The following is a 20,526-nucleotide window of genomic DNA, read 5'->3' on the forward strand; positions in this document are numbered from 1 at the left end:
GCGTCGGTACCGCGGGATAGGGTGACTGCCGTCAGCACACGCACGGGGCCGGAGTGGATCGTGAGCAGCGGTACGACGGGGCAGACCGGGAACACCACGAGCACCGACGGGCCGGGCGGTGATCCCCGCCCCGGGAGCGGTGCCGCCGCGGACCTCGTCCGTCTCTACGCCCGGCACACGCCCGAGACCGACACGGCCGGCGGCACGGAGCTGCCCGGCCCGGCGACCGTCGTCGACACCCACCTCGGGCTCGGCGCGCACCGCGAACCCGGCCGGGCCGCCGTCCGGGTGACCACCGGCGGGGGCGACGCCGTGACGGTCGACATCGTCACCGACGACATGCCCTACATCGTCGAGTCGGTGCTCGCCGGGATCGGCCGGGCCGGAGGCACCGCGCGGCGCGTCGTGCACCCGATCCTGGTCGTGCACCGCGCCGACGACGGCACGCTGACCGGCGTCGACACCGACGCCGACCCGACCGACCCCACCGAGGGGGCCTCGGTCGAGTCGTGGATGCACGTCGACGTCGTGTCCTCCGGGGATCTCGACCCGGACGCACTGCACGCCGAGCTGGAGCGCACCCTCGCCGCGGTCCGGCAGGTCGTCGACGACACCGCCGCGATGACCCTGCGCGCCCGTGCACTCGCCGACGACCTCTCGGGTGCCGGTGCCGCCACGGCCGTCGAGGCCGACGAGGACGACGTGCACCCGGCCGAGGTCGCCGACCTGCTGCGTTGGCTCGTCGACGACCACTTCGTGTTCGTCGGCTACCGCCACTACTCGCGGCGCACCGACGGCGAGGGCGGCCCGGAAGGGCAGCTGCGGCCCGACACCGACACCGGCCTGGGTGTGCTGCGCCCCGGCGACGCCGGCGCGAACGTCTTCCTCCCCGAGGAGACCGGCGCCGCCGACCCCGCGGGCCTGCTGCTGTTCACCCGCGCCAGCGAGCGCAGCCGGGTCCTGCGCGCGGTGCACCCGTACTACGTGGGCGTCCGCACCCGGGACGCCGACGGGACCGTCACCGGCGAGCACCGCTTCCTCGGGATGCTGACCGTGCCGGCCCGGCACGAGTCCGTCCTGGACATCCCCGTCGTCGCCCGGCGCATCCGCGGCGCGATCCGGCGCGCGGGCTTCCCGGCCGACTCCTACTCCGGGCAGCAGATGCTCGAGGTGTTCTCCCAGCTGCCCCGCGCGGAGCTGTTCACCTCGTCGCAGGAACGCCTGCACGACACCGCGGTCGGTGTGCTGGAGGCGGGCGCCCGCCGCGCGGTGCGCCTGTTCGTGCACCCCGACCCGTACCGACGCTTCCTGTCCTGCCTGGTCTACCTGCCGCGCGACCGCTACACGACCGCGACCCGGCTCAAGATCACCGACATCCTGCGCACCCGGCTCGGCGGCACCGACGTCAGCTACACCGCCCAGGTCGGCGACGCCGAGCTGGCGCTGCTGCACCTGACGATCACCACCGACCCCGGCGCCGAAGCGCCCACGGTGGACCTGGCCGAGCTGCAGGACCACGTCGCCGAGGCGACCCGGACCTGGGACGACCTGCTCGTCGCCGCGCTCGGCGACGCCGGGCCCGCTGCCCGCCCGATGCTCGCCGGCGTCCCCGAGTCCTACAAGGCCACGGTGACCCCGCTGCGGGCCGTCGAGGACCTGCGCCGGCTGATGACGCTGGGGGAGAAGGGCGAGGACGCCTTCGACCTGCGTCTCTACCGCAGCGTCGAGGGCGACATCCGGTTCGCGCTCTACGTCGGCGACGACCCGGTCACCCTCACCGGAGTGCTGCCGCTGCTGCAGCAGCTCGACGTCGAGGTCGTCGACGAACGGCCCTACGAGTTCCGCCGCCCCGACGGCCGTCGCTGCTGGCTCTACGACTTCGGGCTCCGGCCCCCGCAGCCCGCCGGTGCGCCCGCGGTCCCGACGGTCACCGTCGAGGACGCCGGTCGGCGCTTCGAGGAGGCGTTCGCCGCCGCCTGGCGGGGCGACGCCGAGTCCGACCGGTTCTCCGCGCTCGTCCTGCGGGCCGGTCTGCACTGGCGCGAGGCCGCCGTCCTGCGGGCCTACAGCCGCTACACCCGCCAGCTCGGCGGGCTGTTCACGCTCCAGTACACGGCCGGGGTCCTGGTCGCGCACCCGCAGGTCGCCCAGGGGCTGATCACCCTGTTCCGGGCCCGGTTCGACCCGGCCACCGCCGACCCCGACGAGCGCCAGGCCGCCCACCAGCGGGCCCTGGAGAACGTCACCACCCTGATCGACGAGGTGTCCGGTCTCGACGCCGACCGCATCCTGCGGGGCCTGCTCGCCGTCATCGAGGCGACGCTGCGGACCAACTGGTTCCGGGGTCGCCCGTTCTTCTCCTTCAAGCTGGACCCGGCCGCCGTGCCGGACATGCCGCTGCCGCGTCCGCGGTTCGAGATCTTCGTGTACTCGCCCGCGGTGGAGGGCGTGCACCTGCGGTTCGGCCCGGTCGCCCGGGGCGGCCTGCGCTTCTCCGACCGCCAGCAGGACTACCGCACCGAGGTGCTGGGCCTGGTCAAGGCCCAGGCGGTGAAGAACGCCGTCATCGTCCCGGTCGGGGCGAAGGGCGGGTTCGTCGTGCGCCGGCCCGCACCGGCACCCGAGCACGTCCGGGACTGCTACCGGACCTTCATCTCCGGGCTGCTCGACGTCACCGACAACCTGCTGACCCGCGCCGACGGCTCCACCGAGACGCTGCCGCCCACCGACGTCGTCCGCCACGACGGCGACGACTCCTACCTCGTCGTCGCCGCGGACAAGGGCACCGCCACGTTCTCCGACCTGGCCAACTCCGTCGCCGAGTCCTACGGCTTCTGGCTGGGCGACGCGTTCGCCTCCGGCGGCTCGGTCGGCTACGACCACAAGGCCATGGGCATCACCGCCCGCGGGGCGTGGGAGTCGGTCAAGCGGCACTTCCGCGAGCTGGGCGTCGACACCCAGCGCGAGGAGTTCACCGTCGTCGGTATCGGTGACATGTCCGGCGACGTGTTCGGCAACGGGATGCTGCTGTCCCCCCACATCCGGCTCGTCGCCGCGTTCGACCACCGGCACGTCTTCGTCGACCCGACGCCGGACGCCGCGACCTCCTACGCCGAGCGCCGCAGGCTCTTCGAGCTGCCCCGCAGCTCCTGGGCCGACTACGACACCTCCCTGATCAGCGCCGGCGGCGGGGTGTGGCCGCGGACCGCGAAGTCGGTGCCGGTCGGGCCGGCGATGCGCGCCGCGCTCGGGCTGGCCGACACGGTCACCGCGATGTCCCCGCCCGAGCTGATCCACGCGATCCTGCTCGCCCCCGCCGACCTGCTGTGGAACGGCGGGATCGGCACCTACGTCAAGGCGTCCGGCGAGACCGACGCCGAGGTGGGGGACAAGGCCAACGACGCCATCCGGGTGGACGGCCGCGCCCTGCGGGTGCGGGTCGTCGGCGAGGGCGGCAACCTCGGGCTCACCCAGCGCGGGCGGATCGAGTTCGCCCGCCACGGCGGCCCGGACGGTCTCGGCGGGCGGATCAACACCGACGCCATCGACAACTCCGCGGGCGTCGACTGCTCCGACCACGAGGTCAACATCAAGATCCTGCTGGACCGCCCGGTCGCTGACGGCACCCTGGACCGCGACGCCCGCAACGAGCTGCTCGCGTCGATGACCGACGAGGTGGCCGAGCTCGTGCTCGCCGACAACGTCGCGCAGAACGAGGTGCTCGGGGTCGCCAGGGCACACGCGCCCGGCATGGTCGCCGTGCACGCCCGGATGGTCACCGACCTCGCCGAGCGCACCGGGCTCGACCGCACTCTCGAGGTGCTGCCCGACGAGGCGGGGTTCGCCCGGCTCGCCGCCGCCGGCCTCGGCCTCACCGGTCCCGAGCTGTCGACGCTGCTTGCCCACACCAAGCTGGACCTGACCCACCGGCTGCTGCAGACCGACCTGCCCGCGTTCGCGCCCACGCTGCCCGCCTACTTCCCGCACCCGCTGCGGGAGCGCTTCGCCCACGCCGTGCGCAACCACCCGCTGCGCCGGGAGATCATCGGCACCTCGCTGGTCAACGAGATGGTCGACGGGGCCGGGATCAGCTACGCGTTCCGCCTCGGCGAGGAGATCTCCGCCGGGCCGGACGACGTCGTGCGTGCCTGGACCGTCGCCACCCGGGTGTTCGAGCTGCCCGCGCTGTGGGACGCGGTCCGCCGGGCCGACGTCCCGGTCGCCGTCGCCGACGGTGTCGTCCTGCAGTCGCGACGGCTGCTGGACCGCGTGTCGCGCTGGTTCCTGACCAACCGACCGCAGCCGCTGGCCGTCGGCGCCGAGATCAACCGGTTCGCCGGGCCGATCGCCGAGCTGCGGGCCCAGCTGCCCGAGCTGTTGCAGGGCCGCGAGCTCGACGCCGTGCAGGCCCGCGCCGCGGAGCTGCGTGACTGCGGAGTCCCCGCGGAGATGGTGGACCCGGCGGCGCTGTCGCTCTACACCTACGGGCTGCTCGACGTGGTCGAGCTCGTCGAGCTGTCCGACCGGGAGGCCGAGCCGCGGCCCGGCGCCGAGGTCGCCCGGCTCTACTACGCGCTGTCCGAGCACCTCGGGGTCGACCAGGCGCTGACCGCGGTGTCCCGGCTCGACCGCGGTGACCGCTGGCACGCGCTGGCCCGGCTCGCGCTGCGCGACGACCTCTACGGTTCCCTGCGCTCGATCACCCTCGACGCGCTGCGCGAGACCCCGCCCGGCACCGACGTCGACGAGGCCATCGCCGCGTGGGAGCAGGCCAACGCCTCGAAGCTGTCGCGCGCGCGCAGCGCGCTGGAGGAGATCGGGGCGTCGGCGTCGCTGGACCTCGCGACGCTGTCGGTGATCTCGCGTCAGCTGCGCGGGCTGGCCCGGTAGGGGCGCTCGTGACCGCATTCGTCGCCGAGGTCCCGCTGCGCTGGACCGACCAGGACGCCTACCGGCACGTCAACCACGCCCGGATCGTCACGCTCATCGAGGAGGCCCGCGTCGCGCTGGCGTTCACCGCCGCCGGGCGGGAGGGGCTCGCCGGGTTCTCCTCCGGGCTGCTCGTCGCCGGGCTGCACGTGGACTACAAGCGGCAGCTGCCGTGGCGGCCCGAGCCGCTGCGCTGCGCGATCACCGTGCGGGAGCTGCGGGCGGCGTCGTTCGTCCTCGACTACGCCCTGCACGACGGGCCCGGCGCGGACGACCCGGTCGCGGTCACCGCGTGGACCCGGATGGCGCTCTACGACCTCGGGGCGAACCGGGTCCGCCGGCTCACCGCCGACGAGCGGGACTTCCTGAAGCGTCACCTGGGAGACGTGTCGTGACCCTGCGGCTTGCGGACGCGACCGAGCGGGACGATCTCGGCGCGTTCACCGCCCGCGTCGTCCGGCTCGACCAGACCGCCGCCGTCCGGCTCACCGCGGGTGTCGGCCGGGTCACCGCGTGGGCCCGCACGCCGTTCGACGTGCTCGTGACCCGCTCCGTGGCGGGCGAGCTCGACCCGGCGGTGCCGGTCACCGCGCAGGCGTCGACGCTGCTGACGGCGCTGGCCGTCGACCGCTCCGCCGCGGTCGACCCCGGCCCGCCAGCGCCGTGGCTCGACGAGCTCCCGCCCGACGACGGCTGGTCCCGGGTCGACGACGTCCCTGCCGCGGAACTCGACGAGCTCGCCGACCGGGGGCTGGCACTGGCCCGGGAGCACGCGGGCCCGATGGGCCCGCCGGCGTCGCTGCTGGACCAGACGGTGCTGACGGTGTCCCCACCGGACCAGGGCCGCCCGGTCACGGTGCCGATGCGGGTGCTGTTCGCGATGTCCGGGATGGGGTTCCTCGGCTCGGCACCGCAGGAGACCGACGGCCCCCGGGTACGGGTCTCCGCCTCCGGGTCGTGGATCCGGCTCGACGCCCGGTACGGGGCGGTGGTGAAGCGGCGCGTGGTGTCGCTGCCGCTGTCGGTGGCGCCCTGAACCGTTCCCGCCGCGGGGACCGGCTCAGGTCAGGTTCAGGACGCTGACCGCGCCGTCACCGGTGACCCAGCCGGTCCGGCCGTCGGGGGCGACGGCGACCCCGGTCGGGTTCGGGGCGACGTCGGTGGTGCCGGTGACCTGCCAGGTCCCGGTGTCGACGGTGACGAGACCCTGCCGGGTCGCGACGTAGAGGTGACGGCCGTCGGGGGCGAAGGCCATGCCGGTGGCGCCGCCGTCGACCTGCACGGTCGCGATCTCGCGCCCGTCGGCGGGGTCCAGGACCATCACGGTCCCGGACTCCGGCCCGCCGACCGCGACCATGGTCCGCGGGACCGATGCGGGGCTGACGGCCAGGGACTCGGCACCGCCGCGCACCGGGAAGCTGCCGAGGACGGTGAGACTGTCCGGGTCGAGCACGGTGAGCTGGTCGGCGCCGCGGGTGGCGAGGTAGACGCGGTCGCCCGCGGCGTTCGTGGCACCGGCGTACGGGTCGCGCGACACCGGCACCGTGCGGGTCACGGTGCCCGCGTTCGGGTCGAGCTCCTGCACGGTGCCGTCCGTGCGCGACGGCACGTAGAGGAACCGGCCGTCGGGGGAGACCGAGGCCGCACCGGGATCCCCGCCGACGGCCGCCGTGCCGACGACGGTCCGCCCCGGCACGTCGACGACGGCGACCTGCCCGCCACCCGGCCCACCGGTGCTGACGTAGGCACGGGTGCCGTCCGGGGACGTCACCAGCCCCTGCGGCGCCGCCGGCAGCCCGACCTCGCCGGTGACGGCGTCGGTCGCGGTGTCGACGACCGCGAGCCGGTTCGCGTCGCGGACCGCGACGAGCGCCGTCGCGCCGTCCGGGGCGGCCGCGACGGCGACCGGGGCGCCGGGGACCTGCACGGTCGCCCGCACCGTCGGCTGCGCCAGGCTGGTCCCTGCCGCGGCCACCTCCGGCCGCGGCCCCGTCCCCGGGCCGGCCGAGACGGCCGGCCGGGTCGCGTTCGCACCCGGGGTGGACGTGCTGGGCGACAGCATCGCCCACAGGGTCAGCGCGCCGAGGAGCACGATCGCCAGCGCGATCGCGAGCCCGGCCGCGGACGGGCTGCGACGGCCGTTGCGCGGCTTCGCCGACATGATCGCCTCGTGGCGCGGCGTGACCGGCTTGTCCCCGGTCGCCGCGGCGTGGGCGGCGGCCTCCGCGGCCGCGGGCTGGACCGCGGTGCTCTCACCGGTGTCCTCGACCGTGCCGTCCCGGCCGGACGCAGCGCGGGCGGCGGCCACCGAGACGGCCCCGACCGAGGCCGCGGCGGCGGCGTTGCGACGGGTCGTCGCGGCGTCCGGCTGGTCCGGGTCCGACGGACCGGCCGTGCCGTCCGCCGGTGCCGGAGCGTCCGGGTGCCCGGTGGCCGGGGCGAGGCCCCGCAGCGTCGGCGGCTCGTCGTCGGTGCCGACGGCCCGCAGGACCACGGTGGTCTCGGTGTCGGACGCGGAGCCGGACGCAGTGTCGGACGCGGGGTCCGGTCGCGCTGCGGTCCGACCGTCCGGTCCTGCTGGGCCGGGGCGGTCGGGGGCGGGCGCCCAGGAACGGGCACCGGGGTCGCGCGGGGCGGGCCGGGGGCCACCGCCCGCGGGGAACGTGCCGGTGCCGGGGGCGCCGGGCCCGTGCGGCGGGGGGACGGCGGTACCGGGTCCGCCAGGGCGGCCACCGGCCCCCGGGCCGCCGGGCCGGTCGGTCGGATACGGCCCCGGGCCCTGCCCGCCCGGTCGGCCGACGGGGTACGTGCCCGTGCCCTGCCCACCGGCGCGGTCGGTCGGGGACATGCCGGCGCCCTGTCGCTCCGGCCGGCCTGCCGGGTACGTGCCGGTGCCCGGCCCGCCGGGCCGACCGTCGGGGTACCCGTGCTGTCCCTGCCCGCCGGGCCGACCGTCCGGGTACCCGTTGGTGCCCTCTCCGCCGGGCCGCTCGTCCGGACCCGCGCCGAGGCCGGGGAACGCCCCGGTCCGGGGCGGTCCGGAGAACGCGGCGGCTGCCGGGCCCGGGACGTCGCCCCGGGCAACGGAGTCGTCCCGGACGGAGTCGTCTCGGAGGGAGTCGTCTCGGAGGGAGTCGTCTCGGAGGGAGTCGTCTCGGAGGGAGTCGGCGCGGTCGACGTCGTCGGGGGAGTCGTCGGGGGAGGGGCGGTCCGCGTCGGGGGTGGCGGCCGCGCCGTCGGTGCGGGAGTCCTGTGGGTCGTCGGCGCGGCTCGGGAGCCGGCCGAAGCCGCTGCCCGGGTCGCCGCCGACGGTGGCGAACAGGTCGTTGCCCGACAGACCGGCCATCGCCGGACCGGACGGGACACCACCCATCGCCGGACGGGGCGCCTGACGCCGCTCCGGGCCCGCGGGGGCGGGGGGCCGGTGGCCGGGCATGGTCGGACGGCTCCCGGACGGTGGGGTCGAGGGCCGCGCGGGCGGCTGCTCGGCCCGGCCGTCGGTGGAGCCCGTGTTCGGGTAGTGCCCGATCAGCGCGCCGGGGGGCAGGATGTCGGTCTCCGGGCCGTCGGCGCTGCTGCGCGCCGGGCGTGGCGGCCACCGCTTCGCGGTGTGCTGTTCCGCGGTGTCCCGGCCCTCGTCGTCGGACCCGGTGGCGCCGGAGCCCGTGCTGTCTCCGGCCGAGGGCGACGGCGTCGGGTCCTGGTTCGGGGTGGGGCCCGCGGCGGGGCGGGCGTCGTCGCCGAGCGGCCGCGGGGTGGGCGCGATCGGGGGGACGACGGTCGGTGCGGGCTCGGTGACCGGCACACCGTCCGGCCCGGGGCCGGCGTCGGTGCGACGGCCGCCCTCCGCCGGGGTGGCGACGGGGTCCGGCCGGTCCCCACCCGTCCCGGTGACGGGGCTCCCCGCCTCCGGCGCGGGACCCGACGGGGCGTCCTCCGCCCGGGAGGAGTCCGACGGACCGGGCCGGGGATCCGGCTGAGCAGCGTCCACCGGAGCGGGCCGGGGCGGCGTCGGAGCGCCGTCCGGCGCGGGCGTCGTCGGCCCGTCCGGTGAGTCCGGCGCGAACGACGGCGGCGGCGCGAAGCGGTCCGCCGGGGTGTGCAGGGGGTCGAGACCGTCGTCGCCGGGTTCGTCGGGCAGCGGCCCGACGCCCAACGGGTCGTCGCCGAGGTCGCCGAGGTCGGCGTAGTCACCCGGATCCGACGGCGGTTCGGGGGCGGCGGGCCGCGGACCCGGGGTCGGACGTGCCGAGGGCGCGGGACCGCCGTCCCGGGACACCAGTTCGGTGAAGCCCGTCGGGGTCGGCTCGCGCCGGGCGCCGTCGTCCTCGGACGTGGCCTCCTGCTCCGGTTCCTCCCCGGAACCCGACCGCATGACCAGATCGACCAGGGAGCCGGGGACCACCGGCACGCGGCCGGTCCGGATCGCCTCGCCGAGCCCGTCGGGGTTCGGATCGGGGCCCGACGGGCCGTCGGCACGCCGGGGGGAGCGGTCGTCGGGGCCCGGGTGACCGGGCGCCGACGTCATGCGTTCTGCGGCGGTCGGGTGCACATAACGATTCGATTATCGCGAGCGTCGTCCCGGGCCCGGACCCCGGGTCGCCCCCCGCCCCGTCCGGGTCGTCCCGCCTGCGGCGTCTGTCCTGGTCCGGGGCTGGTCACGGCCCGTTCCGAGATCACCGAACGGGAGGACCCCGATCGAGGTGAGCGAGATCGGGGGGATGCGACCGACGGTGGTGCTGTCGGCGTCCTCCTCGGCCGGGCGGCGACCGGGGCCGAGGAGCAGGGAGCCGGTGACGGGCGCGTCCTCGTCGTCGGTGTCGTCGTCGGTGCCGTGGTCCGTGCCGTGGTCGGTGCCCGACCCGGAGAGGGGGTCGGCGGGGTCGATCGGTGACCGGGAGCCCAGCTCCGACACCGACGCGATCGGGTCCCCGTCCGAGGACGACGCCGCGGACGAAGCCGGGGAGGACGACGAGACCGACGACGGCCCCGGGAACGACGACGAGAGCGACGACGTGAGCAGGGCCGGCGGGGAGAGCGGTGCCGGGCCGAACAGGGCGTCGTCGAGGGCGGCCGAGACCGGCTCACGGTCCAGCTCCTCGGCGAGGGTGCGCTGCACGCGGGTCAGCTCGTCACGGACGTCGTCGCGCAGCGCGGCGAGCCGCTCGACCTCGCGCACGACCGCCGACCGCCGCTCCCCGGCGCCCTGCTCGGCGTCCCGCAGCAGCGCGGCGGCCTCGGCGCGCGCGGCGGAGAGCGTCTGCTCGGCGTCGGAACGGGCGTCGGCGAGGATGCGCTCGGCCTCGGTGCGGACGTCGGACAACCGGTCGGACACGGTGCGCTCCCGCTCGGCGAGATCGCGCTCGCGGCGGTCGGCGTCGCGCTCGCGGTCGTCGAGGGTGCTGCTGCGGGAGGTGAACTCGCGGTCCAGGGTGGCGGCGCGGCCGAGCAGTGCCTCCTCGGTGCGGGAACGACGGTCCTCGGCCTCGCGGCGGGCGCGTTCCACGATCTCCGCGGCCTCGTCGGCCGCGCGCCCGCGTAGCTCGGCTGCCTCCTGCTCGGCGGCCTGCAGGACGCGCTCGACGCGCCGGCCGAACCCGGCCTCCTCGGCGCGGCGGTCCTCGCCGGCCCGGGCGGCGGAGTCGTTCTCCAGCTGCTCCTGCAGTCGCCGGATCTGCGCACGGGCCGCGGACAGCGACTGCTCGGCGGCGTCCGCGCGGCGGATCTCGTCGTGGATGCGGTGGTCGAGCTCGGCCAGCCGGCTGTCGACCTCGCCACGGTCGTAGCCGCGCAGCACGACGGTGAACCACGAGCCGTCCTCGCCGTCGTGGCGGTCGGGGTGGGCCCCGGCGTCACCGCCGGGGTGCGCGTGCCGCGACGACCCGTTGGACGACCCGTTGACCGGCTCGTGCCGATGCGGACCGGACGGTGCGGGAGAGACGCTCACGATGAACCCCCAAGACGGGTGACTACGAGCCGCCCGACGTGCCGCGGCGGCGATCCGTCCAACGAGCCCGGACGCGTTCGGTCACGTTCGGCGGTGTGTCAGCCCGGAAAGCGTCCGAACATCACTCGAATGGCCGTCGGACGAACGGGCAGATGATCACGCTGTGTGGTAATGCCCCTACCGAGGTCAGAACTCGGAGTTCTGCATGCTCGCCGCGGCGTACTGCAGGTAGTTCCACAGCTGGTCACGGTGCTCCGGGGAGAGGTTCTCCTCGTCGACGGCGATCCGCATGCAGCGCAGCCAGGCGTCGCGCTCGATCGGGCCGATCCTGAACGGCACGTGCCGCATCCGGAGCCGGGGGTGGCCGCGCTGGTCGGAGTAGGTGCGCGGGCCGCCCCAGTACTGCTCCAGGAACAGCCGCAGGCGCTCCTCGGCCGGGCCGAGGTCCTCCTCCGGGTACAGCGGCCGCAACACCTCGTCCCGGGCGACCTCCTCGTAGAACCGGTGGACGATCCGGTGGAAGACCGGCGCGCCGCCCACCTCGGCGTAGAAGTTCTGCGGTGCACTCACGCCGACCAGTCTCCCAGGATCTGTCAGTTCTGCTTCTGGGCCGGGCCGTCGAGGGCCGCGCCGGGGAACACCATCGGCCGGGGGATGCCGTGGTCGTCGAAGGCGTCGGTGATCGCGCCGTTGAGCGCGCGCTGCACCGCCCACTGCCGGCCCGGGCTGACCCGCACGGTGATCCGCAGCGTGACGCCCTCCGGGCCGATCTTGTCGACGCCGAGCACCTCGGGGACCTCCAGCACGTCCCCGGCGATGTCGTCCTGGGCGGCGCGCTCGGTGGCGGTCCTCCCGGCCAGCTCGGTGGCCTCCTCGACGTCGGCGTGGTGCGCGATCGGCAGGTCGACCACCGCGACCGCGTAGCCCTGGCTCATGTTGCCCACACGCAGGATCTCGCCGTTGCGGACGTACCAGACGGTGCCCTTGATGTCGCGGATCGTGGTGATCCGCAGGCCGACCGCCTCGACGGTGCCGACGGCCTCCCCGACGTCCACGACGTCACCGACGCCGTACTGGTCCTCCAGCAGCATGAACATGCCGGACAGGAAGTCGCGCACCAGGTTCTGCGCACCGAAACCGATGGCGAGCCCGATCACCCCGGCGCCGGCCAGCAGCGGGCCCAGCGGGTAGCCGAGCTCGTTCATGACCATCATCACCGCGACGAGCAGCACCACCGCCGAGACGATCGACCGCAGCACCGAGCCGATCGTGCGTGCCCGCTGCGCCCGTCGCTGGGTGCCGGGGTCCGCCGGGGCGGCGGCCCCACGGCCGCCCGGCCGCAACCGGCGGGCCCGGCCGACCAACACGGTGAACCGGCCGTTGGTGGCGCCGTCGACCATCCGCCCGATCGCCCGGTGCGCCAGCCAGCGGAACAGCACCGCGACCACGACGATCACGGTGATCGCGACGGTCTTGCTGACCAGGGTGTCCGCGTGCTGGGCCAGGAAGTCGTTGCTGGTCCAGCGGTAGAGCGTGGCGCACCACGAACCCGCGTCCTGGACACAGTCGGGCATCAGCGACACGTCCTGCAGAGGGATGTCGGGCAGCACGTCGGGGGTCACGAGTCCTCCTCGGGGGCGGTGAGGGCTGCGTCGGAGCCCTCGAGGCTACGTCACCCTCCGGTGTGACGGCGGTCGCGCACGTGGTCCGGAACCGGCCGGTGTCCCTGCAGGTCAGGGGCGGTTTCCGGAGGCCCTGCGACGGTTCGCAGCGGCACCACGCCGGCCCAGGCGAGACCGGCGGCCACGTCGGCGCCGTCGTCCGACGGCGGCCCGGAGCGGCTCTTCACGCTCGCCTCGGCCAGGTCGAGGGCGAACACCGCGGTGGCGGCCAGCTCCCGGCGGTCCGGGCGGCGGGCGTGGTCCCAGGCGCCCGGGGCGAGGTGCTCGACGATCACCCGCAGTGCGTGCAGACGCTCGTCCTCACCGGTGACGCGGCGGGCGTCGCCGTGGACGACGGCGCTGCGGTAGTTCATCGAGAAGTGCATCAGTGCGCGGGCGTGCACGATGCCGTCGAGGTGGGTCACGGTCACGCAGCAGGACAGCGTGTCCCCGGTCAGGTAGCGGGCCCCGGACGAGCCGTGCAGGAACAGCGTGTCGCCGTCGCGGCCGTAGGCGGTCGGGAGGACGACGGGTGCGCCGTCGCGGACGAAGCCGAGGTGGGCGACGAGGCCGTCGTCGAGGACCGCGTGCAGGTCGGCCCGGTCGACGGCGGCCCGGTCGCGCTTGCGGCCCAGCGTGCTGCGGGTGGTGGGGGAGAGCGTCACTCCCCGAGCATGACCGGCGACAGTGGCATCCTGGAACGGCCACTTCCGTCCTTGTACGAAAGGCCACTGTGCCGGATCTCCCGATCGTCCTCGACCGCGCCGGGGCGACCCCGCTGGCGGTCCAGCTCGCCGACGCCCTGCGCGCCGCGGCGGCCGGCGGTGCACTGCGGCCCGGTGACCGGCTCCCGTCCACCCGCGGGCTCGCGACGACGCTGCGGGTGTCCCGGACGGTCACCGCAGCGGCCTACGACCAGCTGCTCGCCGAGGGCTGGGTCACCGGTCGGGTCGGCGCGGGGACGTTCGTGACCGCGGTCCCCGGGCCCGCCCCCACGGGCCCGGGAGCGACCACCGGGCCCCGGCCGCGGGCCGAGCCGTCGGTGCTGGACCCGGGGCGGCCGTGCGTCGCGGCGCTGGACCCCGCGATGTGGCGCCGTGCCTGGCGGGCCGCCGCCGACCCGCCCCCGGACGACCGCCCCCGCGCCGACGGGCTGGCCCCGTTCCACGAGGCCGTCGCCGGGCACCTGCTGCGCCACCGCGGACTCACCCCGGTCGCGGACACCGTGCTGGCCACCGCCGGGACCTCCGCCGCCGTCGCGGAGCTGGCCCGGCTGCTGCCCCCGGGGGCGACCGTCGCGGTGGAGGAACCGGGGTACCCGCGGGCGGTCAGCGCGCTGCGGGCCGCCGGGCTGCGGGTCGTCGGCGTGCCCGTGGACGACGACGGCCTGGTCGTCGACGCCGTCCCGGCCGGATGCGCGGCGGTCTACACCACCCCCGCACACCAGTTCCCGACCGCGGTGCGGCTCTCCGCCGCCCGCCGGGTCGCCCTGGTCGAGCGGGCCCGCACCGAGGACCTCCTGGTCATCGAGGACGACTACGACGGCGAGCTGCGCTACGACGTCGCCCCGCTGCCCCTGCTGGCCGCGCTCGCCCCCGGCCACGTCGTGCACCTGGGCACGGCGAGCAAGATCCTCAGCCCGACGCTCGGGGTCGGCTGGGCGGTCGCGCCACCCGCCGTCGTCGACGCCTGGCGGGACCTGCGCGCCCGGACCGGCACCCGGCCGTCGCCGGCGGGGCAGCTCGTCCTCACCGCGCTCGCCGCGCACGGCGACCTCTCCCGGCACCTGCGACGGCTGCGCCGCGAGCTCCGCGAGCGCCGGGCCCAGGTGCTGGCCACGGCCCGCGCGGCGGGCTGGGCGGTCCACGGGGACCCGGCCGGGGCGCACCTGGTGCTGCGGCCGCCCGAGGGTGAGCGGGCCGCGATCGCGGCGGCCGCCGGGCGCGGCGTCGCCGTGCGCGGGCTGGCCGACTACCACCAGGGCACGCCCCGCACGTCCGGGCTGGTCGTCGGGTACGCGGCCGGGACACGGGCCGAGCTGACCGCCGCGCTGGCGGCGCTGATGGGGTGAGCTGCCGCCCGGCGGTGTCGAGGGCCGGGCCGCCGCCCGGCTGTGTCGAGGGCCGGGCCGCGGCCCGGTTGTGAGCCCCCGCGCAGCCGCCGCCTACCCTCGGGCCCCATGAGTGCCGACCGGGTGAAGGTCGCCGTCGTCTTCGGCGGCCGCAGTTCCGAGCACGCGATCTCGTGCGTGTCCGCGGGCAGCGTGCTGACCCACCTCGACCCGGAGCGGTTCGAGGCCGTCCCGGTCGGGATCACCCCGGACGGCGCATGGGTGGCCGGCCCCTCCGACCCCGCCCGGCTGGCGATCTCCGGCCGGGAGCTCCCCGAGGTCGACGGCGCGGCCGAGTCCCTGGTGCTGCCCGGCGAGCCGGGTCGCGGCCTGGTCCGCCTCGACGCGCGCGAGGCGCTGACCTCGGTCGACGTCGTCTTTCCGATCCTGCACGGCGCGTTCGGCGAGGACGGCACCATCCAGGGGCTGCTGGAGATGGCCGGCCTGCCCTACGTCGGCGCCGGCGTGCTGGCCTCCGCGGTCGGCATGGACAAGGAGTTCGCGAAGAAGCTGCTGCGCGCCGAGGGCCTTCACGTCGCCGACGGTGTCGTGCTCCGCCCCGGCACCGACATCGGGTTCGCCGACCGCGACCGGCTCGGGCTGCCGCTGTTCGTGAAGCCGGCCCGCGCCGGGTCCTCGATGGGCGTCACCCGCGTCACCGACCCGGCCGCGCTCGACGCCGCGGTCGCCGAGGCCCGCCGGCACGACCCGAAGGTGCTCGTCGAGGCGGCCGTGCCCGGCCGGGAGATCGAGTGCGCGGTGCTGGAGTTCCCCGACGGCAGCGTCCGCGCCAGCCTGCCCGCCGAGCTGCGCTACACCGGCGAGTTCTACGACTTCGAATCCAAGTACCTCGACACCTCCGACCTGCAGATCCCCGCCAAGCTCGACGACGAGATCACCGAGTCGCTGCGCTGGAAGGCGATCACCGCGTTCCGCGCGCTCGACGTGCAGGGGCTGGCCCGGGTCGACTTCTTCGTCACCGACGACGGCGACATCACCGTCAACGAGGTCAACACGATGCCCGGTTTCACCCCGAGCTCGGCGTTCCCGAAGATGTGGGCGGTCACCGGCCTCGACTACTCCGAGCTGCTCAGCACCATGATCGACACCGCGCTGGCCCGCGGGACGGGGCTGCGGTAGCTAGCGGACCCGCACCGGCTGCGGCGGGAGCGTGTCGACGACCGCGTCGGACACCGCCTGCAGCGGCCCCGGGCCGGTCTCGGTGGGTGCGGACAGCTCCAGGTACACCCCGCGGTCGACGACGGCGTAGGTCGTGGCGAGCGCACCCTGCGGCGTGCCCAGCGGCAGCCAGCTCACCCCGTTGACCACGATCAGCGGCGAGGTCGGCCCCAGCTCGGCGGGCCGCTCGGTGCCGCAGCGCAGCACGACCGGCTCGGGCTCGGCGACCCAGGCCCGCGCGCCGGGGACCGGCGGGTCGATCTCGCGCGGCGCGAGGTCACCGGTGTCACCGGGGAGCCCGGTGGGCAGCGCCCGCAGCACCGCCTCGCACGACGGCGACGACGCCTGCGGTGCGGCCCGTGCCGGCAGTTCCAGGGGACCGGTGTCCGGCCCCGTCGTCAGGCGGGCCCAGACCGCGAGCCCCGCCACGACGACGGCGAGCAGCAGGGGCAGCGCGAGTGCCACCACGACCGGTGGTGACACGCGTGCCCCTGCCACGTCTGTCCCCGTCTCAGCTCAGCTTGACCACGGGGCAGGTGAGCGTCCGGGTGATCCCGTTGACGTTCTGCACCCGGGCCACGACCAGCCGGCCGAGCTCGTCGACGTCGTCCGCCTCGGCGCGCACGATCACGTCGTACGGGCCGGTGACGTCCTCGGCCGAGACGACGCCCGGCAGACCCCCGATCTCGGAGGCGACCGAGGCGGCCTTGCCGACCTCGGTCTGGACGAGGATGTATGCCTGCACCACGGCGTGCCCCTTTCCGGTAACTGCCGACCTGCCGGATGGTTGACGGCAGGAATGTCGGACGCAGAACCTACCGGAGGCCGCCCCCGTGTCCCCATCCGCGATCACGCCCGAGGGCGGTTCCGAGACCGGTGTCTCACTCCGGGAGGTCGGTGAGTTCGCCCTGATCGACCGGGTCACCACGGACCGTGTCCAACCGGCTACGACGGAGCTCGGTCCCGGTGACGACTCGGCCGTCGTCACCGCGGCCGACGGGCGGGTCGTCGCCTGCACCGACGTGCTCGTGGAAGGTGTGCACTTCCGGCTCGACTGGTCGAGCCCCGAGCAGGTCGGACGCAAGGCCGCGGCCGCGAACCTCGCCGACATCGCCGCGATGGGGGCGGTGCCCACGTCGCTGCTGGTGGGGCTGGCGTGCCCCTCGTCGACGCCCGCGGCGCAGCTCGAGCAGCTGGCCGACGGGCTGTGGGCCGAGGCCCGCTCGACCGGGGCCGGGCTCGTCGGGGGCGACCTGACCTCGGCGCCGGTGATCGTGGTCTCGGTGACGGCACTGGGGGACCTGCAGGGCCGCGCGCCGGTGCTGCGCTCCGGCGCGCGGCCGGGCGACCGGGTGGCGGTCTGCGGGCGGCTGGGCTGGTCCGCGGCCGGGCTGGCGGTGCTCGGGCGTGGGTTCCGGTCCCCGGCGGTGCTGGTCGACGCGCACCGGGTCCCGGAACCGCCCTACTCCGCGGGTCCGCAGGCCGCCGACGCCGGCGCCACGTCCATGATCGACGTCTCGGACGGCCTGCTGGCCGACATGGCGCACGTCGCGCGGGCCTCGGGGGTGACGCTGCGGCTGCGGTCGCGGGCGTTCACGGTGCCTGCGCGGCTGGCCGAGATCGCGTCCGCGTTGGGCCTGGATCCGCTGCGCTGGGTCCTGACCGGCGGTGAGGACCACGCGCTCGCGGCGACCTTCCCCGCCGACATGCCGTTGCCCGAGGGCTGGACCGAGGTCGGGGCCGTCGAGGCAGCGGACGCCGAGGGCCCCGCGGTCACCGTCGACGGCCGCCCCTACGACGGCGACGCCGGCTGGGCCCACTTCACCCGCTACTGACCGCGGCCACCGACCGCGGCACGCGCACACGACGGCGGCCCGGCCCCTCGGTGAGGGACCGGGCCGCCGGAAGATCGGGGCTCAGGCGCCGCGGCGCCAGAACAGCAGCGCCCGGCGCAGCCGGTTGCGCAGGCTGGGGTGACCGGGGACCGACCGCTGCGGGGCCGGGAACTGCCGGAACTCCGCGGGCGGCGGGGTCAGGTGGGCCGCCGGGAGGGTGGGCGGGTCCATCGCGACCAGGGTCTGCGGGAAGTGGCGCGCATCGGGCGACGGGGTCTTCTCGGGGTGCACGGTCGTCTCCTCCACGGCCGTTCCATCGCTCGCGGTGGCTCGATCGTTACCGACCAACTGCTGCATCTCCGGCCTCCTCACGGTCTCGGGCGGGGTACATCGCCGGGTCCCGTGCCCGCCGGGGCCGGGGTCCCTCCGCGCGTGCCGCATTCGTGACGGGCCACCGCGGGGCCCGGGAAGGGGAGCGCGGGGCGGCGGTGCCTGCCCGCCCAGGGTACCGACGTGACGTGTGCCGGAGACGTGTGCGGTGGCTCACCGGGCGGGCCGTCGGGCACCCGGGTGCTCGCTACGGTGAATGCCGAGCAGGCGGGACGAGTGGACGGAGCGGGTGTGTCGGGGCTGGTGGCGGTGGTGGCGTGGGCCGCCCTGGCGGGATGGATCGCCGCCGGCGTGCTGCTCGTGCTGGCCCACCGGCGGCTGGAACGGCTGGAGCGGGAACACACCGCCCGCAAGTGGGACATCGTCGCGCTGCGTGCGGAGCTGCGGGCGCTGCACCGGCGACCGGACGACGGCTCCCGACCTGCAAGCGGCTCCCGCACTGCCGGAGGCTCCCGCCCGGCCGGCGGCGACACCGGGTCCCCGGTCCCCGCCGGCGGGGCGCCCGGACGTACCCGGACGGCCGGCGCCACGGCATGGCGCCGGTCGCACCGGCGCCCGGAGGGCCGCACCCGGCGGGGCCCCTCCTGAACGGGGCGGCGTCAGGCGGTGACGTGCGAGGACGACAGGGTGGCCGCCACGTCGAGCGCCGATCGGCCCTCGGGGTTCAGGTCGAGCACCACGAGGTCGGTCGCGCCGGCCTCGGCGAACCGGGCGAACTCCCGCGCCAGGAGCTCCTCCGATCCGGCCACCACCGTCTCCTCCGGCCCGCGGAGCCCGCTGCGGTCCAGCAGCGCCCGGTAGCTGGGCAGCGTCCCGACGGCGGCGAAGTCCTGCGCGACCGAATCCAGCATCCGGTCCGGGTCGGTGGTCACACCCACCACCACGGAGACCACGATGCGAGCGGTGTCCGGGAGCGCGGGCCGCAGGTGGTCGCGCACGAAGTCCGGGCGGACCCAGGTCACGACGGTGCCGTCGGCCAGCTCCCCGGCGATCTCCAGCATCCGGGGACCGAGGGCCGACAGCAGCACCCGCGGCGCCGGCACCGGCCGCGGCAACGTGAGCTGTGTGTCGACGTCGAGGAACCGGCCCCGGTGGGTCACCCGCTCCCCGTGCAGCAGCGGGATCAGCACCTCCAGGTACTCCCGCGTCCGGGCGGCGGGCGCGTCGAACGGCAGCCCCAGCTCACCGGTGAGGTAGGGGGCGTGGCCCGGGCCCACCCCGAGCGTCAGCCGGCCGTCGAGGGCCGCCTGCGTGGTCAGCGCCTGGGCGGCGAGCGCGACGGGGTGCCGGGGACCGGTCAGGGTGACCGCGGTGCCGAGCTCGGCGGGCCCGGTACCCGGCTCCGCCGCGGCGAGCAGGGTCAACGGGTCCCAGCTGCCGGGCATCTGGTTGGCCCAGACCGCGTCCAGGCCCCGGCGGCCCGCGTCGAGCACGGTCTCCCGGACGGCGGCAGGGCCGTCGGGGGTGAGGTTCAGGGTTCCGATCCGCATGCTCTCCAGTGCAGCCGCGCCGGGCCCGGGGAACCAGACCGGAACAACCCGCACAGCGATCGGCGTTCGTGATCGACAGAGGTCGGGGAGGGTGTGGGATGGAACTGCGCGGTTTGCGCTACTTCGTGACGGTGGCCGAGGAGCTGCACTTCGGCCGGGCCGCCGAGCGGCTGCACATCGTGCAGCCCGCGGTGAGCCAACAGGTGGCCCGGCTCGAACGCGAGCTCGGGACCCGGCTGTTGGACCGGTCCTCGCGCCACGTCCGGCTCACCCCCGCCGGGCACCGGGTGCTGGCCGCGGCGCGGGAGGCGCTGGCGGCGGCGGAGCGGGTGCGTGCGGTCGTGGACGCGCCGGCGACCCGGATCCGCGTCGGCACCGCGCCCGGGCTCACCGGTCGTCTGGAGCTGGCGCTGCGCCGGCTGCAGGAGTGCTCCCCGGATCTCGAGGTCCAGCTGTTCGACCTGCCGGTGCCCGAGCGGCTGTCGGCGGTGGCCGACGGCCTCCTGGACCTCGCGGTGGCCCGGGGGGAGCCCTCGGGATCCGGCCTGGTGGTGCGCCCGGCGTGGAGCGAGCAGCTGCACGCGGTCGTGTCCGACCGGCACCCGCTGGTGCGCCGGTCCTCGGTGCGGCTGTCGGCGCTGGCCGCGGCCGGGCCGTTCCGACCGCCGTGCCGGGACACCGACCCGCCCTGGCACGACGCCCTCGCCCGGATGGTCGCCCCGTCCGGGGCCCGGATGGGCCGGCCGGTCGGGGTGGGTGAGGCCGTCGTCGCGGAGATGGGGGCCGATCCCACCGGGTGGACGCTGCTACCCGCCGGGCGGGCCGCCGCGTCCGGGGCGTCGCGGGTGCGTGAGATCCCGCTCGACCCACCGGTGACGGTCACCGGGTCGGTGGTCGCGCCGTCGTCGACGACCCCGGGCTGCCTCGCCGCGGTCGTGGACGCGTTCCGCGACGCCGACCTCACCGATCTGGCGTCGGCCTGACG

The 20,526-nt window shown here is 76.0% G+C and carries 17 protein-coding genes; 8 read left to right on the forward strand and 9 right to left on the reverse strand.

Translation table 11 applies throughout. The annotated features are described in order from the left end of the window. Positions 1-57: 57 nt before the first annotated feature. The 3 genes from Ae717Ps2_RS05580 to Ae717Ps2_RS05590 are packed head-to-tail and all read left to right on the forward strand — an operon-like array spanning position 58 to position 5,965. Positions 58-4,890: an NAD-glutamate dehydrogenase gene (locus Ae717Ps2_RS05580; RefSeq protein ID WP_083702546.1), complete on the forward strand. Its 4,833-nt coding sequence runs from the start codon at positions 58-60 to the stop codon at positions 4,888-4,890. Between the two features lie 8 nt (positions 4,891-4,898). Next, positions 4,899-5,324: a thioesterase family protein gene (locus tag Ae717Ps2_RS05585; protein ID WP_020628053.1), complete on the forward strand. Its 426-nt coding sequence runs from the start codon at positions 4,899-4,901 to the stop codon at positions 5,322-5,324. Further along, on the forward strand, positions 5,321-5,965 hold the full coding sequence (locus Ae717Ps2_RS05590) for a hypothetical protein (protein ID WP_020628052.1): 645 nt from the start codon (positions 5,321-5,323) through the stop codon (positions 5,963-5,965). Before Ae717Ps2_RS05585 ends, Ae717Ps2_RS05590 begins: the two co-directional genes overlap by 4 nt. A 24-nt stretch (positions 5,966-5,989) precedes the next feature. Here the strand turns inward: Ae717Ps2_RS05590 and Ae717Ps2_RS05595 are convergent, their stop codons facing one another. From Ae717Ps2_RS05595 to Ae717Ps2_RS05615, 5 genes are all read right to left on the reverse strand, one after another. Then, positions 5,990-9,457, reverse strand: a complete 3,468-nt coding sequence (locus tag Ae717Ps2_RS05595; protein WP_143510317.1) for a hypothetical protein — start codon at positions 9,455-9,457, stop codon at positions 5,990-5,992. 36 nt (positions 9,458-9,493) lie between these two features. After that, positions 9,494-10,876, reverse strand: a complete 1,383-nt coding sequence (locus Ae717Ps2_RS05600; RefSeq protein WP_075307690.1) for a hypothetical protein — start codon at positions 10,874-10,876, stop codon at positions 9,494-9,496. Between the two features lie 186 nt (positions 10,877-11,062). After that, positions 11,063-11,446 (reverse strand): globin, encoded by a 384-nt coding sequence (locus Ae717Ps2_RS05605; protein ID WP_020622424.1) that lies wholly within the window; start codon positions 11,444-11,446, stop codon positions 11,063-11,065. 23 nt (positions 11,447-11,469) lie between these two features. Further along, on the reverse strand, positions 11,470-12,450 hold the full coding sequence (locus tag Ae717Ps2_RS05610; RefSeq protein ID WP_075312166.1) for a mechanosensitive ion channel family protein: 981 nt from the start codon (positions 12,448-12,450) through the stop codon (positions 11,470-11,472). A gap of 98 nt (positions 12,451-12,548) precedes the next feature. Continuing rightward, complete coding sequence (locus tag Ae717Ps2_RS05615; RefSeq protein WP_075307688.1) at positions 12,549-13,202, reverse strand: pyridoxamine 5'-phosphate oxidase family protein; 654 nt, start codon at positions 13,200-13,202, stop codon at positions 12,549-12,551. Positions 13,203-13,270: 68 nt separating this feature from the next. Here Ae717Ps2_RS05615 and Ae717Ps2_RS05620 point away from each other — a divergent pair, with 68 nt between their 5' ends. Both Ae717Ps2_RS05620 and Ae717Ps2_RS05625 read left to right on the forward strand, forming a co-directional pair. Next, positions 13,271-14,608 carry a PLP-dependent aminotransferase family protein gene (locus Ae717Ps2_RS05620; RefSeq protein WP_075307686.1) on the forward strand — a complete coding sequence of 446 codons (1,338 nt, stop codon included), beginning with the start codon at positions 13,271-13,273 and terminating at the stop codon, positions 14,606-14,608. Between the two features lie 108 nt (positions 14,609-14,716). Continuing rightward, positions 14,717-15,787, forward strand: a complete 1,071-nt coding sequence (locus tag Ae717Ps2_RS05625) for a D-alanine--D-alanine ligase family protein (protein ID WP_075307684.1) — start codon at positions 14,717-14,719, stop codon at positions 15,785-15,787. Here the strand turns inward: Ae717Ps2_RS05625 and Ae717Ps2_RS05630 are convergent, their stop codons facing one another. After that, positions 15,788-16,309, reverse strand: coding sequence for a DUF3515 domain-containing protein (locus tag Ae717Ps2_RS05630; RefSeq protein ID WP_158071460.1), 522 nt, complete (start codon positions 16,307-16,309; stop codon positions 15,788-15,790). 28 nt (positions 16,310-16,337) lie between these two features. Next, positions 16,338-16,574 carry an Lrp/AsnC family transcriptional regulator gene (locus Ae717Ps2_RS05635; RefSeq protein WP_020627802.1) on the reverse strand — a complete coding sequence of 79 codons (237 nt, stop codon included), beginning with the start codon at positions 16,572-16,574 and terminating at the stop codon, positions 16,338-16,340. Positions 16,575-16,659: 85 nt separating this feature from the next. Here Ae717Ps2_RS05635 and Ae717Ps2_RS05640 point away from each other — a divergent pair, with 85 nt between their 5' ends. Continuing rightward, on the forward strand, positions 16,660-17,661 hold the full coding sequence (locus tag Ae717Ps2_RS05640) for a thiamine-phosphate kinase (protein WP_083695683.1): 1,002 nt from the start codon (positions 16,660-16,662) through the stop codon (positions 17,659-17,661). Positions 17,662-17,742: 81 nt separating this feature from the next. Here Ae717Ps2_RS05640 and Ae717Ps2_RS05645 read toward each other — a convergent pair whose 3' ends face one another. Continuing rightward, positions 17,743-17,967 carry a hypothetical protein gene (locus Ae717Ps2_RS05645; RefSeq protein ID WP_020622071.1) on the reverse strand — a complete coding sequence of 75 codons (225 nt, stop codon included), beginning with the start codon at positions 17,965-17,967 and terminating at the stop codon, positions 17,743-17,745. 315 nt (positions 17,968-18,282) lie between these two features. Here Ae717Ps2_RS05645 and Ae717Ps2_RS05650 point away from each other — a divergent pair, with 315 nt between their 5' ends. After that, complete coding sequence (locus Ae717Ps2_RS05650) at positions 18,283-18,639, forward strand: hypothetical protein (protein ID WP_020622070.1); 357 nt, start codon at positions 18,283-18,285, stop codon at positions 18,637-18,639. 11 nt (positions 18,640-18,650) lie between these two features. Here the strand turns inward: Ae717Ps2_RS05650 and Ae717Ps2_RS05655 are convergent, their stop codons facing one another. Then, positions 18,651-19,541, reverse strand: a complete 891-nt coding sequence (locus Ae717Ps2_RS05655) for an LLM class flavin-dependent oxidoreductase (protein WP_075333105.1) — start codon at positions 19,539-19,541, stop codon at positions 18,651-18,653. Between the two features lie 98 nt (positions 19,542-19,639). Here Ae717Ps2_RS05655 and Ae717Ps2_RS05660 point away from each other — a divergent pair, with 98 nt between their 5' ends. After that, entirely contained in the window at positions 19,640-20,524 is an 885-nt protein-coding gene (locus Ae717Ps2_RS05660) for a LysR family transcriptional regulator (protein ID WP_075307676.1), read from the forward strand. Positions 20,525-20,526 lie beyond the last annotated feature (2 nt).

The sequence above is a fragment of the Pseudonocardia sp. Ae717_Ps2 genome, assembly GCF_001932475.1.
In the GTDB taxonomy this organism is placed as follows: Bacteria; Actinomycetota; Actinomycetes; order Mycobacteriales; family Pseudonocardiaceae; genus Pseudonocardia.